The organism is Methylobacterium bullatum, assembly GCF_014845095.1.
Classification (GTDB): Bacteria; Pseudomonadota; Alphaproteobacteria; order Rhizobiales; family Beijerinckiaceae; genus Methylobacterium; species Methylobacterium bullatum.
The window spans coordinates 16045-31408 of the sequence record NZ_NKUG01000092.1 but is presented as its reverse complement, the minus strand read 5'-3'; the positions used below and the strand labels follow the sequence as shown (position 1 = coordinate 31408).

The window sequence follows — 15364 nt, the reverse complement described above, 5'->3', positions numbered from 1 at the left end:
CTCAAGCCGCCACGCCCGCGACCGCGAGCATCTCTGCGCGCGTCACGAACTTCTCGCGGGGTTTTCCAGCCGCTCGGCCACGGGCGGCTTCGGCGGCTTCGATCCGGCGCCAGGCGGCATAATCGAGGGTGTGCCCGGTCCGCTTCGCGAGGCTGGCCACCAGGGCATCCGCGCTCCCGATCGGAGCCGGCAGAGACGCGAGGTCGGCGAGCAAGGCCGTGGCCGTCTCCACGCCACAGGCGCGATTCGTCCCGATCGTGCCGTGGGGGCCGCGCTTGCTCCAGCCGCAGGTGTAGAGACCGGGCACCGGCACGCCCTCCGCCTGAATCCGCCCACCGAGATTGGCGTGAATGCCCGCCCGCGCATCGTAGGGGACGCCCGGCACCGGCGCGGTCCGGCGCCCGATGCTGGAGATGACGAGGCCGCAATCGAGGTCGATCGTTCTGTCCGAGCCGGGCCGGCGCAGCTGCAGGCTTTGCACGTGGTCCTTGCCTGCCAGGCGGACGGGCTCCAGCCCGAAACGGATCAGACAACGCCGCCGCTTGCCCGTACCGCCCTGTGCGTCGGCGAAACCACGCAGGATCGGAGCGACGGCGCGTGCCTCCACGCCGGCGTCGATCGACGGCTCCGGAATGCCCTCGGGCAGATCATCGGGGTCGAGCCCCGTTTCGCAATCGAGCAGATCGCCGAACTCACCGAGTTCCTTGGGGGAGAAGCGTGCGCGCTCGACGCCGCCGCGCCCGACGATCTGAACCTCCCGGATCCGGCTCTCCGCCAAGGCGTTCAGCGCATGGGCCGCGATATCGGTATGGCGCAACTCGTCAGCGGTCTTGAGGAGGATGCGGGCCACGTCGAGCGCCACGTTGCCGTGTCCGATCACCACCGCCCGCTCCGCCGAGAGATCGAAGCTCAAGTGGGCCGCGTCGGGATGACCGTTGTACCAGCCGATGAACGCGCCCGCCTGATGGCTGCCGGCCAGATCCTCGCCGGGAATGCCCATTCGCCGGTCCAGGGAGGCGCCGTTCGCCAGGATGACGGCATGATAGCAGGCGCTGAGTTCGGCCACGCCGACATCGGCCCCGACCTCGACCCCGCCGATGAAGCGGAAGCCGGGGAGGCCGGCGATCCGGTCGAACACCGTGGTCACCTGCTTCAACTTCGGGTGGTCCGGCGCGACGCCGAACCTGACCAGCCCGAACGGAGCGGGCAGGCGCTCGAACATGTCCACTGCCACCGGCACGCCGGAGCGCAGGAGCGCTTCGGTCGCGTAGAAGCCGGCAGGACCGCTTCCGACCACTGCGATGCGGGCGAGCGCACTCATGAGGCCAGCCGCCTTGCCTGCTCGTCGGCGCCGGGCAACGGCGGAATCTTGGCGGCGATCACCGGGGTCTCGGCCGCCCGCAGGCGATTGATCTCGACCCAATCGGATTTGCCCGCCGGCATCTGCCAGGACGGGTGAATCGCGCCGACCGGGCAGATCGGCGCGCACCCGCCGCAATCGATGCAGTTCTCAGGGTCGATGTAGGTCATCTGCTCGTCGAGATGGAAGCATTCGACGGGGCAGACGGTGACGCATTCGGTGTAACGACACCCTCGACACGCATCGGTGACGACATAAGCCATGGACGTCTTACTCACTCTGGCATTGACGGGAGGCTGAGAGGGCCGTCAGGCGGCGGCTACGTCCACGAGCATGTCCGAGAAGGTCGGGGCACGGCCGAGATCGGCGAAGGCCGGGGGCGTCAGGGCGTGGACGGTCGGCCCGCGCTGGTTGGAGCGCTGCCAGAAGCCCGCCGGGGCAACGACCACCCCGCGCATCACGTCGGCCGACAGGGTGGCGAAGGCCTCGAAGGCGCCCCGTTCGTTGAACACGCGGATCGGCGTTCCCGCGCCGATGCCACGGGGCGCGGCATCCTCCGGGTGCAGGAGCACCGCCTGCTGCTCGCCCGCCTGCGCCACCTGAGCCGGAAGGTTGCCGTAGTTCGAGTTCATGAACGCGTGGCTTTTCGGCGAGATCAGGCTGAGGGGGAAGCGCTCGGCCAGCGCCGGCGCGGTGCGGCGGCTCTCGTTCGGTGGCAGATAGTGCGGCAGCGGATCGACCGGCTCACCCGCCTGATCGCCGCCATAGCCCTGGCGGAACAACGGCACTACGAAGTTTCCGCCTTCGGACAGACTCGACTTGAACTCGCACTTGCCGGAGGCGGTCGGGAAGTTGCCATCGCGATGGGGCGCCCAGGAATCGGCCGCGTCCATCGTCAGACGCATGTAGCCCTTCTGTTTCAGCTCATCGAGCGTGATCCCGGCGAGGACCGGGCTCGACCAATCCATCGAGGCTTCGATCATCTCGTCGTCCGACCGGAAGAAGAACGGATCGTCGATCCCGAGCGCCTTGGCGAGTCGGCGGAACAGTTCGGTGTTGGGCACAGCTTCGCCGAGTGGGGCGATGGCCTGGTTGTTGTAGGACAGATACAGGTGCCCCCAGGAGAACATGATGTCCTCCTGCTCGAGCTGGGTCGTGGCAGGCAGCACGATATCGGCGTAGCGCGCGGTGTCGGTGAGGAAATGCTCGCTGACCACCGTGAACAGGTCCTCGCGTGCGAGACCGCGCTCGATCGTCTGCTGCTGCGAGACCATCGCCATCGGGTTTGCGTTGTAGACGAACAGCGCGCGGATCGGCGGATCGAGGGGCATCTCGTCGGTGAGAGCCGGGCCGAGGCGCCAGGAATTGACGACCCGCATCGATTCCGGCTGGAGATCCGGCCGCATCAGGCCGGCCCAATTCACGGGGAAGGCCCAGATCGGCAATTGGAGCAGGCCGCCGCCGACATGCTTCCAGGCGCCGACCAGCGCCGGAAGGCAGGCGATCGCCCGGACGGTCTGGCCGCCGCCCGCATGGCGCTCGACCGCCACGCCGATCCGCACCACGGCCGCTGGCGTCGTGGCGTATTCGCGGGTGAGCTTCAGGATGTCCTCGACCGGGATACCGGTCTCGGCCGAGGCGAATTCCGGCGTGTAGGCTTCACACCGCACGGCGAGCTCGTCGAACCCGATCGTGTGTTTGTCGATGTAATCGCGGTCCGTGAGCCCTTCCTTGATGATGATGTGCATCATCGCCATCGCCAGGGCGCCATCGGTGCCGGGCCGGATCGGGATGTGCCAATCGGCGAGCCGCGCCGTGCGGGTGCGGACGGGATCGATGACGACGAGCTTGGCGCCGTTGCGCTTGGCCTGCTCGATGAACGGCCAGTGGTGCGAGTTGGTGCTGAGCGTGTTGCAGGCCCACAGGATGATGTATTTGGAGTGGACGAAACTCTCGGGGTCCACCCCCGGCGTATGCCCGATCGTCATCATGTAGGCGGTACAGGCCCCCGAATCGCAGAAGGTACGCTCGCAAACGGTGGCGCCGAGCTTGTTGAAGAGGGGATCGCCGACGTTGAGGCCGTTGATGATGCCCTGGGTGCCGAGATAGCTGTAGGGTAGGATCGCCTTGGCGCCGCTCTCGGCGATGATGGCCTTCCAACGGCCCGCGATCTCGTCCAGAGCCTCGTCCCAGGTGATGCACGCGAACTGGCCGCTTCCCTTCGGACCGACGCGCTTCAGCGGATAGAGCACGCGCTGGTCGCTATAAACCCGGTTCTGGTAATCGTTGACCTTCACGCAGAGGCGCCCCTTGGTGAAGGGATGATCCGGGTTGCCCCTGACAGCGATCGCCTTGCCGTCCTCCACCGTCGTGAGGATCGAGCAGGTATCGGGGCAATCGTGCGGGCATGCGCCGATGACGACTTCGCGAGCCATATCCACTCTCCGGTTGAGTAACTCTGGAACAGGAGGAGAGCGTGCCAATAAACGAGGCCGCGGGCATTATCGGGACCTGCGCCTTCGTATTCCTCGACTGCGGTCCTCAAGCCTGGCGGAACGGGTGGTCTTTCCAGACCTCAGGCTCAATGGCGCGGTTTGTGCACCGGTTGGAGCAATTCCAAGTGCTGACGCGAGAGAGGGAGCCATGCTGGGCCATTCGGTCGACAAGTACGTGACAGGCCGGTTGCTCGACACCTCCAACGATTTGCGCTGGTCGACTCTGCACGCCGAACGCTGGAGCCATATGCCCGGCGAGCTCCCGTCCCTCACCCCACGCGATACCGAAATTGCCGTCCAGTTGGGCGGTCGCACCTTCGTCGAACGCGTCGGGGACGGACGGCGTCAAAAGACTCACGGCCATCGCGGCACGATTTGGCTCTGCCCGGCCGGGATCGAGGAAAACTATATCAATATTGCCGATCCGATGGTCGATTGCCTGCATATGTTCATGCCGGCTCACCCCTTCGAGCAGACGATGCTGCGGGATCTCGACATAGACCCAGCCCGGTGTGAATTGCGCTACGATGTGATCCCGCAGGATCCTTTCATCGAATACGTTGCCTCTCGCGTCCTCGATGAAATGGAGCACGAAACCGCAGCCGGGCGTCTTCTCATCGAAACACTGGGAATCGCGCTGGCGGCCCATCTCGTGCATCGCTATTCGGCCGCGACCATCCGCATCCCGGAGAGCGGCGACAAGCCCCTCGATCGACGACGCCTGGAACGGGTCGAGAATTACATCACCGCTCACCTCTTCGAGGACTTTGCTGTCGCCGATCTGGCATCGGCCGCCTGCATGAGCGTGGCGCATTTCACCCGCAGTTTCCGCGCGGCGACGGGACGGACCCCATACGAGTATGTGAGTGGCCGCAGGCTCGAACGCGCCAAGCATCGGCTCATGACCGAGGATACACCGATCTCCGAGATCGCAGCGGCGATCGGCTTCTCGTCACAAGCGAATTTCACGCGCGCCTTTCGTAAGGCGATGGGCGTGACCCCAGCCCAGATGCGGGCGTCCGCGCAGAAATAGTCGCTGCGGTTTGCTCCGAAGAGACGTCTCCAGCCTCTGGAAATGGATGTGGTCCGCAAGACGACTGCAGATCAGAGGATCGATTGAGCGCTCTTCTTACTGCCCCGGCCATGACACGGAGCCTGGACGAGTTCCCGTCGGCCGGCCATCCCTTCGGATGGATCGAGACGATCAAATCGTTGCGAACGCCTGTTCCCCCTCGCCCGGCCGGCTTCAGCAGGAATCGAACAACGAAAGATGGTTGCGGATAAAGACCGCAGGCAGAAAATCCGGATGCTGACCCTGAAGAAAACCCCGACATTTGATCTGGGGTCGAGGGGTCTCTCATGAAATCAAGATTTGGCCTGAGCCTGATTTCGGCTGCTCTATCCGCATGCATGAACTTTAGTGTCGAGGCGCTCGAAGCGAATCCCGGCGATTACGAACAGTTCCCCTCCGGGGCGACAATCGGATTGCTGTATTATCAGCATGGCCGTGGAGACGAAGCCTACGCGCGGGGTGCCAAAACGACATCAGATGCGAAGCTCGAGACGAATGTTGGCATCATCCGTCTGTTGCATGTTTATGAAATCGCCCCGGGCGTGACGGTCGACCCGCAATTCCTCCTCCCGGTTGGGGCGATCTCGACCGGCGGCGTGCTGTCACCCCTTGGATCGCCGGGCGGCGTGGGCGATCTCATCATGGCCACCGCCTTCAAGTTCAAACTCAATACCGAATTCAACGATGTCTTCGCCATCACACCTTATCTCATCGCCCCGACGGGGACGTATGACGAGAACAAGGCGCTGAATTTTGGAACCAATCGCTGGCAGGGGGTCATTCAAGCGGCCTACGTCAAGCACTTCAATCCGGTTTGGTCGCTCGACCTGATCGGCGATGTCGCCTTTTACTCGGACAACACACGCTACAACCTCGGCGGCATCGGTCGGCTCTCGCAGGACCCTCAATTCGAATTGCAGGCCTATCTGCGATACAAGATCAATCCTGCCTTGGAAGTCGGCGGCGGCCTCGGCGGCAAGATCGGTGGCAACCAGTCCTTCGAGCAGACGTCACTGCGAAATTCACAGGCGACCCAATATGGCCGTCTCGCGGTCGCCTATTTTCCTGAGCCGACCCTTCAAATCCAGGCGATGATTGGCCAGGACTTCATTGTCGAAAATGGGACAAAGCAGTCGACATTCCTCCAGCTGCGGATTGCAAAGATTTTCCCGTAAAAATTTAGCCATAACAGAACGGCAGACATTCAACTTAGCTATGAACAAATCGTCGCTTCGGCGAAAAAGATTGCTCATGCCGCAGCATCCATCGGCGGCAAGACCGACACAATATCGGCTACGTCGCCGATATTGTCTTTCTGGACGTTGGTTTTTAGCAAATCCATCAAGCGCATATTCTGCCAGGTAGCGTTGATCCGGCGGAAAATATTCGAAAGACGTAAGCGCGCCCCCTGCAGAGCATAGTATTATCCACTAAGCAGCTTTAGGGTCTGGGCGAGCGTGGGCCGGCGCACGCCTTTCGTGCGTGGCCGTCCGATTGTGCCGGGCGGCCGCGGCGGGGCAGGATCGTAGAGGGCCGCGTCGAGCCGCAGGCGGGTGATGGCGGTGACGTGGCTGCGGCGCATCGCGTCGAGGAACCTGAGGGCCGAGAAGCCGCCGTCGCCCACCGGCACGAGGTCGCGCCCCGGCACCCAGCGGCGCGCCTGCAGGGCGAGTTGGCGACCGACCTCGAGCAGGGGCTTGTGCCGACGACCCTGCTGGCGGCAGGCACGCTCGGATGGCACCAGCGCGGTCAGGCCGAGGCCGAGGGCCTCGATGGCGGATCGACGGCCGGCGGCGATGTGGTTCGGGACGGCCGCGAACTCGACGCCGATCGTCTCGGCCTCCTCGTGGACCACGCGGTAACCGTACAGGATCCGGTCGGGGCGTCACGGCGTCAGGCGTTCCAGGCGGTGCGCCAGGATCGGGCCGAGATAGAGGCGCGCCGTGGCCGGAAGCTCGAGGCTGCGCCGCAGTACCGCCTCGGGCGGAAAGTAACGCTCAACTGCGGACCAGGACTCGGCGAGGAGGTCGGCGCGCGCGGCCGTGGAAGCCGCTGCCGCCGCAGGTGGGGCACCCCACCGCGCGGTGATAGTCGGTCCCTTCCGGCGCGGTCAGCCCGCGGGCGCGGCACAGGTCGCGCACCTCGGCGGTGCGCTCGGGAGCCGGCCGGCGGCACCGCTCGCACAGGCACCGGACGAGGACGCCGCGCAGGCTCGCGGCGATGAGGTAGGGCTCGACGCCCATATCGGCGAGGCGGACCACCGCGTCGGTGGCCGGGTTGGTGCGACTCAAAACCGGCAAGGTTCTCGCAACAAGGCAAGCAAACCTGCAGGCCACCATTCAGTCTTGCGGGTATATAATTTTGATAACCTAGAATTTTTCTCAAGTCTGCACAGCATTAAATCGAGGGCATTCACAATACCACATTGTGAATGCCCTCGATTTTGTCCTCAGTTAAGAAATATCTGACGACCTACTTTTTAAGCGGCCCGAACTTCCAAGGGGGAGCACTTGCCAGGAGAGAGAGCGAGACGTCAGCACCGGTCGGAAGCTCGTTGAATGTCGCCTCGGGGATGCTGATCGTCATCGTCTTGCCGTCAGGCCCGATCGTGCCGCCGGGGATGGTCTTGTTACCCACCTTGAACCGGGGAAAGGCGTTGGTAAAAGGAAATGGCCGCTTCGAAGTGACCACGATGTCGACCATCGGTGCACTGCGCGATGCCCCTGCGGAGGTCGCCCGAGCGGAAGAGGGCTTGCGCACGATCGTCATGGTGTTAGCGTCGGCCGCGGGATCGTGCGGAGGCATGGAGATCGCCTGAACTTTGGCGGCGGCCATCCAAGCCGTTGGGCTCTTTACCGAGCTCTGGGCAATGGCCTGTGCAGGCGCCGGATCGGATTTCAACAGCATCACGTCGCCAATATCCACGGTACCGATCTTTTGGTCATGGAAGGTAAAGCGTAGCGCCGTGATCTGACTCAGGTCTACCCCGCTCAGAGCCGACAGCGGAACCTGGACGGTGTACAGAATCGGGTGAAGAGTATCCGACATTCCGACCGGCCGGCTGATGCGCACGTCCCGGCTGGTGAGATATGTCCTCGAGGCCTGGCCGTTGCCGTCGAGAAGCCGCACGCCGTAAGCAAACTCTCCGTCGGCCGAAGCGGGGAAGTCGCAGATCTCGCCGAAGCAGCGCAACGTGGTGCGGAACGAGAGGGTCTTGAACGCCGACATGTCCTTGGCTGGGCTGAAATTCACCTGAAACATCTTACTCAGATTGGAATTTGCGGTCCACGACACGGTCGCGACCCGGGCTTCCGGCTCGTGCTCGAACCACCACTCGGTACTGCCAGGGCGCTGATGCACCACCTCAACACCTCTGGACGTGGTGGGGATGCCGGTGTCGCTCTTGCCGGTCTGCTGTGAGAACGTCTCGAGTTTCTGCACAGCGTCGCCCACCGGTGCCGGCAGGTAACCTCGATCGACATTGGTAATGTCGAGGAGGGGCGACGGCAGTGAGTTGGCCGGGTCGAACTGCGCTGCCAGCGACGGGTCCGCCTTGGCGCCGACCGTGGCGCGGAAGAAGGGGATCAAGGTCTGAACAGCCGTCAGTTGCTGCGGCTTGGAGCGACCGGCCGGCTGAAAGAGGGCGTCGGTGCCGGAACAGCCCGGCGAATCCGACGTCTGCCATTCGGTGTTGTAGGCGTTGTGGTTGGCGCCCCAAACATAGACGGTGCCGTGGAACGTCTTCGACGCGTCCGGCTTCCTGCTCAGGAAGGTGCGGTCGAAGACCTTCAAGCCCTGGAGGTTCAGAACGTCACCGTCACAGGCGGGCAGCAGGATCATGCTGTTGACCCCGTCTGCGTCGAGGACACGGTCAGTCTGACCATCGACAGGGCCGATCTCGAAGACCGACTTGATCGATAGGCCACGGATCAGAGCCGGGTAGGGACTGGCCGCGTCGCGAAACTGCTGGATCGCCGCGCGGGCCCCCTCGCCACCGCGGCTGTGCCCCATCAGGCCGACCTGCGACAGATCCATCGTTCCGAGCGGCTTGAACTTGAGCGTCTCCGGCACCGGGATCTTGCCGACCCCACTGTTCCAGTCGGACAAGAGCGCCAGATGACGCAAGATGAGCCGGCCGCGCATCAAGTTGAGTCCCCAATCCCCCTCGTCACCAATACCAGCAGTGATGCCGCGGTTCGCGTTGATGGAGACGACGATGTACCCCCACGAGGCGAGTTGCTTGGCCAGGTACTCGTAGCCAAGATGGTTCGGCACCACGACCTCGCCCGCCCCGCACTTGCCCGTATCCGTATAGGTAGCCCCGGAATCGACACGGACCTGGAGTTCCTTGTCGAATTTGCCGCAAGTGCCGTGGTTGCCGTGGAGGAATACCGCGACCGGGAGCGGTCCACCGGACAATTTCGTGGGCCTGTAGACCTCGGCCCAGAGATCGACCTTGCGGTCGGTGGCGACGAGCGGCTCGTCCCGACCGGCGAAACGGTACGACCCCGTAGTGACCGCGAAAGGACCGTCCTCAGCCTGGACGACCGTTGGAAGCGCGGTGCATACCGACGCAAGTGTAAAGACTGCGCATCGCAGCAAGGACTTCAACGACACAGGCTGGTCTCCAAACAACGAGAAAACTACAGAAACGACGAGCGGGACAGGCGGCGTTTATGCTTTATTTTTGAATGTTATACTTTGAGCATTTGAGCAGGTTTCTGCCGATGGCCCGCGTCAGTGGCCGCCGCGGCTGGCAGCGTTGCGGAAAGACTGCTTCGAAGCGCCGGCCAATATCTTGGATTGTCTGTTTCATGTGCGGATCCGATCTTCTTCAGACCCTGGCTGTTCTAGCCTTTCCACTGTCTCAAGCGTTCCTGCCGCCCGATTTATGGATAAAAAGGCTAAACACAAAAGTCTATAAAAGACACATTCGCGGTTAAATGATGTCCACACGGCCTATTGTTCGAACAAATGACTGGTTAATAATTTTTAGTTCGATTATTTTGCATAATTTCAAATTATACTGCAATAAACAGCAATACTCATTATTTGACGAATTTGATTAATTTGTGATGTGCTGCGAGCGCATTCGAAAGTTTCGATCCGCTCCTGTTTTACAAAACAGGTTGGAGCGGGGCTCTTATCGAAGATGTTGCCTGGTCCGAGCGCAGGAGTATGGGCCTGCGGGAGACGCCAGGTCTTCTTAAAGACGGGAATGGAGGCGGCATAAAACGGGTCAGAGCCACAAGGTCGGTCGGGGAGACGCTCTCTATCGCTGGACAACGGTGAACTCTACTATCGCGAGGCCGGCCTGCCGAAACGGAGCGGTCGCGTCCCGCCGCGCGGCATGCTCACCGGCCCCAAGTCAGAACTCGAAGGCCGGCGGGGATCTCACGGGTTTGGAGTTGGCTGTCGCAACTCGCCCCCCCCGGCAATCGCGGATGACCAGCCTTCCGCAACACGGCCGACTGCAGCGAGGTTCGGCTCTTCCCGAAGGCGGAACGGAACCGCGTTGTCCGCACGGGACCGGACACAAACCGGACAGATCCGCCTGCGCCGGGCTCAATCGTCCGGGTGCGGCCCGAGACTGGCCGAAGCGTCCCATGGCGAAGCTTCGATGCGCAGGTGATTCTTCGAAACGAGCCGGCCATCGAGCCGGGAGCCCGGAGATCAGACCCATGCTGCCCTCACTCGTCACCACGCGGTTCCGCCTGCCGGAAGGCGCCGGAATAGCCCGGCCCGTCTCGCCGCTCTTTCTGGCGCTTCTCGCGCTGCTCATCTCGATCTGCTCGGCCAGTGCCCTGCCGGCACCGTCGAGCGGCAGCCTGGTTCTGCGTGGGCCGGATGCCGCCTCGCCGGTCGAGGCGCCGCGTCTCAGCACCGATTTCAGCGTCACCGTCAGCGGCCCGACCGCCCGCACGGTGGTGACACAGGCCTTCCGCAACACCACCGGGTCCTGGGTGGAAGGCACCTACCTCTACCCGCTGCCGGAAGATTCGGCGGTCGATACGATGAAGCTCGTGATCGGCGACAAGGTGATCGTCGCCGAGATCCGCGAACGCGCGGCGGCCAAGCGCATCTATGAGGCGGCCAAGGCGGCCGGACAGAGCGCGGCCCTGACCGAGCAGGAGCGGCCGAACGTCTTCACCAACTCCGTCGCCAATATCGGACCGGGCGAGACCGTGCTGGTGCAGATCGAGTACCAGCAGACGGTGGCCATATCCGGGGGCACCCGCTCCCTGCGCCTGCCCCTGGTGGTGGCTCCTCGCTACAACCCGGCCCCGCCCGCAGTGGATCTCGTCTCGGCGCGCGATGAGACCGGTTCCGACCCGGTGCCCGATCGCGATCGGATCACCGCGCCCGTTCTCGACCCCTCCCTGGCCGCCCCGGTCAATCCCGTCGGTATCACGGTGCGGCTCCAGGCCGGCTTTCCGCTCGGCACGCTGAGAAGCGCCACCCACCCGCTCCATGTCGACGAGACCGGCCCGGATTCCCGGCGCGTGACCCTGGCCGACGGCGTCGTCCCCGCCGACCGCGATTTCGAACTCACCTGGGAACCCGTGCCGAGCATGGAGCCGCGCCTCGGATTGTTCCGGGAAACGGTGGCCGGGCGCACCTACCTCCTGGCCACCGTCACCCCACCGGACGCGAACGCGGCGCAGCGCCAGCCCCGTGACGTGGTCTTCGTCATCGACAATTCGGGCTCGATGTCCGGCGCATCGATGCGGCAGGCGAAGGCCGGGCTGCTCGCCGGCCTCGCCCGGCTCACGCCAAGCGATCGGTTCACCGTCATCCGCTTCGACGACAGCATGAGCCAGCTGTTTCCGGAGCCGGTCCCGGCGAATCCCGAGAATCTGCGGGCGGCCGAGAGCTTCGTCGCCGGACTGGAAGCGAGCGGCGGCACCGAGATGCTCGCCCCGCTCCGTGCGGCCCTCGCCGACAACCATCCGGAGGATCGGAGCCGCGTCCGCCAGATCGTCTTCCTCACGGATGGCGCCATCGGCGACGAGAACCGGATCTTCGCCGCGATCCATGACGGGCTCGGCCGGAGTCGGCTGTTCATGGTCGGTATCGGCTCGGCTCCGAACGGGCACCTGATGCGTCACGCCGCCGAGATCGGCCGGGGCAGCTACACCGCGATCCACACCGTCGATCAGGTCGCCGAGCGCACCCGCAGCCTCTATGCCAAGCTGGAGAACCCCGCCGTCACCGACCTTGCCGCGACGCTGTCGAATGGCGGTGACATCACCCCGAATCCGCTGCCCGACCTCTACCGTGGCGAGCCGGTGGTCCTCGCCGCCGAGATCGCCGACCCGACGGGCACGCTGACTCTGACGGGCCGCATGGGCGAAGCGCCGTGGCGGACCAGCGTGTCCCTGGCCGACGCGGCCGAGGGGACGGGCATCTCGAAGGTCTGGGCACGCTCCAAGATCTCCGAGGCCGAAACCGCCCGCGTCACCGGGCGCGTGATGCCGAACCAGGCCGATGCCACGATCCTGCAGCTCGCCCTGGCGCACAAGCTGATGACCCGGCTGACGAGCCTCGTCGCGGTCGACGCGACCCCGCGCCGGCCGACCGGTGCTCCCCTCGTGGCGACCGAACTGCCCCTGAACCTGCCGGCGGGCTGGGACTTCGCGAAAGTCTTCGGTGAGCGCGCCGCGCAGCCGCCGCGGGAGCGCCGCGCCGCTCTCATCCCGGCCCAGGCCACGGTTCCGGCCCCGGCACAGGCGGTCCCGCTGCCCCAGACCGGGGCGGGCACCCGGGCGCAGATCCTCTTGGGTCTCGTCCTGCTGCTCGGCGGATTGCTCACCCTTCGCCGGGTGCGGAGCGTCCGATGCGCCGCATGACCGGGGGGAGGGTGCTCGCCACCCTCCTCATCCTCGCGGGCCTCGGCGTCCTGGTCGGAGCCGCCTGGATTCCCGCCAAGGCCGCGCTCGCGCAGGTGCTCCTCGAGCGTGCCTTCGCCCGAAGCCTCGTCGAGGGCCGCCCGGTGCGGCCCTGGCCATCGGCCGATACCGAGCCGGTGGCACGACTCACGGTGGCGGGACAGAGCTTCGTCGCCCTGCGCGGCGGCAGCGGACAGGCCCTGGCCTTCGGCCCCGGCCATCTCGACGGGACGCCGGAGGCGGGCGAACCGGGCACCGCCATCTTCGCGGCTCATCGCGATACGCAATTCGCGGTGCTCGCAGCGGTGAAGCCGGGCGATGTCGTCTCGGTGACCCGGCGGGACGGACGCACCGTCCGTTTCCGGATCAGCGGCAGCCGGGTCGTGTCCTGGGACGCATCGGGGATCGATCCGGCCGCCCCGGGACGGAACATCGCCCTCGTGACCTGCTGGCCTCTGGATGGCCTGGTGCAGGGGCCGCTGCGCCTGGTCGTGGAGGCAGAGGCGGTGGACGACACGGAATGAACCACTCCTCTTACTGGGCCATGTCTTGCCAGCCTGTGCGGTTTCGTGCGGATCTCTGCGGAGACGAGCGACGAGCCGAGAGACCGTGCAAGAACCCGAAACCGAGCTGCCCGAGGGCCAGAGCCGCGCCATTGCCCAGGCCGTGCGCGAGGCGCTCGCCCGTCGCCGGATGTCCCGTCAAACGCTCGCCGATCTGGCGCGGATCAGCATTTCCACCCTGGAGAAGGCCCTGGCCGGCCGACGGCCCTTCACGCTCGCCACCACCATCCGCCTGGAGGAAGCGCTCGGCCAGCGCCTGCGCAACGGCACCGAGCCCGTCAGCGCAGCACCGGAGACGCGGCATGCTCCTTCCGAACTCGGCTCCTATTCCCGGGAATCCGCCGCCTGGCTCGAAGGGCGCTATCTGACGCTGCGGCCCTCCTTCGGCATGGCGGATGCGGTTTTCGCCTATCGCACCGAGATCGCGTGGGACGCGGCGAGCGCACGCCTTGCCTTCCGCGAGGCCGAGCGAAGCGATGCGCCTTTCGCCCAGACCGGCAGCGTCGCGGTGCCGAACCAATCGGGCATGATCTATCTCGTCACCAATTGGCAGGGACAGTGTCGCCTTGCCGTGCTCTGCCGGCCGACCATCCATGGCGAGATGTTCGGGCTGCTCACGACGCTGCATGCGGGACGCGGCACGCAACTCACCCCGGCCGCGGCTCCGCTCGCCCTCATCCCCGAAGCTTCGGCCGGCCCGGAACTCAGCTACGGACGCGTGACGTCCGGCATGCCGGCCTATGCCGATTACCGCCGCCAACTCGGACGGGTGTTCGAGGAGGGCTACGGGGTACTGTTCGGCTGAGCCGACTCAAATCGGACCGTGTCAAATCCGGCTACCCTCGAAGAGCCGGGGGTTGTGCGACGAGACCGTGCGGGCATTGCGCCAATGCCGGTCCAGGCCGCCGATCCGGGCTCCGGCCGAACGGACGGGTGACGTCTCTGCCGACCCCGCCCGGCGCTCAGGCGCTCAGGCTTCGCATCCAGCCGAGCAGCACCGGGGCGCTGTCGTGGCCGCGATGCGCGAGCGACCGCTCCGCCAGGGCCTCGCTCGGAAGGAATCCGAACCGCCTGCGAAAGGCGCGGCTGAAGGTCTTCTCGTCGGAGAAGCCCGTGGCGTAGGCGACCGACGAGATGCGCGGGCGCCCGCCCGCCGCGCCGAGGAGTTTCATGGCCCGCAGCAGGCGTCGCTCGCGGATGTGGCTGGCGACCCCATCCTCCTCCTCGAAGAGCCGGTAGAGGGTGGCCCGCGAGAGCCCGAACCGAAGGATCAGCGCGTCGATCCCGAGGGATTCCGAGGCCAGTTCCTGCTCGATGTACTGGCAGATGGCGACCTTGTTGAGCCGGTCGAGGGCCGGCGCTTGGTTCGCGTCGGGCTGGAAGCAGGCGGCGCAGAGATCGGCCGCCGCGCTCGACAGGTAGCGCAGCTGGTGCGCCTCGGTGGAGGCGGCACTGGCCACGAGGCCGGACAGGTAGGTGTAGGACAGGTTCCGCACGGGAGCCGAGCGGTAATCGAGGGGTTTCCCGTGCAGGCTCTCGATGGTGGCGATCTGGTCGCCGAGGAGCTTGCGCGGCAGCATCACGGTGGTGGCGGAGACCGGCCCGGCTTCGCTGACGATCGGCTGCGTGAGGTCGAAGACCACGAGCTGGGAGGCGTTGATCTCCACAGAGCGTCGGGCGGCGCCCACCCGGCTTTGGCCGGCGGTGTAGAACTGGATCAGGATGTGGTCGACGCCCTGCCGGGCGATGGTCCGGGCCGAGCGCTTCAGGCGCTGGGCCGGCGCGGTCACTGAGCCGACCAGGGCTTCCCCGAAATGATACGTGGTCAGGGAGATCGGGGAGGCCAGGTCGGCATCCGGCGCGAGCTCGGCCTCGAAGACCGGCGCGAGATGATTGCACCAGGACTGAGCCAGCAGAGCCGGATCGGTGGGAGCGATGAAACGGTCGCAGAGAATGTCCGTCACGGATCAGTGGCCTTCAATGCA

General features: G+C 65.3%; 12 protein-coding genes. 5 read left to right on the top strand and 7 right to left on the bottom strand.

The features are described from left to right. Position 1: 1 nt before the first annotated feature. Genes MBTS_RS14040 through MBTS_RS14030 form a run of 3 tightly spaced genes read right to left on the bottom strand, consistent with a single transcriptional unit; the run spans position 2 to position 3795 of the window. Positions 2-1321 carry an FAD-dependent oxidoreductase gene (locus MBTS_RS14040; protein ID WP_056141894.1) on the bottom strand — a complete coding sequence of 440 codons (1320 nt, stop codon included), beginning with the start codon at positions 1319-1321 and terminating at the stop codon, positions 2-4. After that, on the bottom strand, positions 1318-1623 hold the full coding sequence (locus tag MBTS_RS14035; protein ID WP_056141891.1) for a ferredoxin family protein: 306 nt from the start codon (positions 1621-1623) through the stop codon (positions 1318-1320). The genes MBTS_RS14040 and MBTS_RS14035 overlap by 4 nt, the downstream gene beginning before the upstream one ends. 45 nt (positions 1624-1668) lie before the next feature. Next, the gene (locus MBTS_RS14030; protein ID WP_192215894.1) at positions 1669-3795 is read right to left on the bottom strand and encodes a molybdopterin-containing oxidoreductase family protein; all 2127 of its coding nucleotides are present in this window, start codon (positions 3793-3795) and stop codon (positions 1669-1671) included. Positions 3796-4003: 208 nt separating this feature from the next. On the opposite strand from MBTS_RS14030, the gene MBTS_RS14025 reads away from it, so the two are divergent. Next, the gene (locus tag MBTS_RS14025; RefSeq protein ID WP_192215893.1) at positions 4004-4888 is read left to right on the top strand and encodes a helix-turn-helix domain-containing protein; all 885 of its coding nucleotides are present in this window, start codon (positions 4004-4006) and stop codon (positions 4886-4888) included. Positions 4889-5214: 326 nt separating this feature from the next. Next, complete coding sequence (locus MBTS_RS14020; protein WP_147831837.1) at positions 5215-6102, top strand: transporter; 888 nt, start codon at positions 5215-5217, stop codon at positions 6100-6102. 248 nt (positions 6103-6350) lie between these two features. Here MBTS_RS14020 and MBTS_RS14015 read toward each other — a convergent pair whose 3' ends face one another. The 3 genes from MBTS_RS14015 to MBTS_RS14005 form a co-directional block, all read right to left on the bottom strand. Next, a complete protein-coding gene (locus MBTS_RS14015; protein WP_238254156.1) occupies positions 6351-6782 on the bottom strand; it encodes a transposase in 432 nt (143 codons plus the stop codon). Positions 6783-6924: 142 nt separating this feature from the next. Beyond that, entirely contained in the window at positions 6925-7227 is a 303-nt protein-coding gene (locus MBTS_RS14010; RefSeq protein ID WP_147831839.1) for an ATPase, T2SS/T4P/T4SS family, read from the bottom strand. Between the two features lie 172 nt (positions 7228-7399). After that, positions 7400-9544: an alpha/beta hydrolase gene (locus tag MBTS_RS14005; protein ID WP_192215892.1), complete on the bottom strand. Its 2145-nt coding sequence runs from the start codon at positions 9542-9544 to the stop codon at positions 7400-7402. Positions 9545-10608: 1064 nt separating this feature from the next. Here MBTS_RS14005 and MBTS_RS14000 point away from each other — a divergent pair. The 3 genes from MBTS_RS14000 to MBTS_RS13990 all read left to right on the top strand — a co-directional run bounded on the left by MBTS_RS14000 (position 10609) and on the right by MBTS_RS13990 (position 14184). Next, positions 10609-12777 carry a marine proteobacterial sortase target protein gene (locus MBTS_RS14000; protein ID WP_192215891.1) on the top strand — a complete coding sequence of 723 codons (2169 nt, stop codon included), beginning with the start codon at positions 10609-10611 and terminating at the stop codon, positions 12775-12777. Beyond that, entirely contained in the window at positions 12765-13340 is a 576-nt protein-coding gene (locus MBTS_RS13995) for a class GN sortase (RefSeq protein WP_192215890.1), read from the top strand. The genes MBTS_RS14000 and MBTS_RS13995 overlap by 13 nt, the downstream gene beginning before the upstream one ends. Positions 13341-13425: 85 nt before the next feature. After that, positions 13426-14184, top strand: a complete 759-nt coding sequence (locus tag MBTS_RS13990) for a helix-turn-helix domain-containing protein (RefSeq protein WP_192215889.1) — start codon at positions 13426-13428, stop codon at positions 14182-14184. Between the two features lie 157 nt (positions 14185-14341). Here MBTS_RS13990 and MBTS_RS13985 read toward each other — a convergent pair whose 3' ends face one another. Further along, positions 14342-15343: a helix-turn-helix domain-containing protein gene (locus MBTS_RS13985; RefSeq protein ID WP_018043821.1), complete on the bottom strand. Its 1002-nt coding sequence runs from the start codon at positions 15341-15343 to the stop codon at positions 14342-14344. Between the last annotated feature and the right edge of the window lie 21 nt (positions 15344-15364).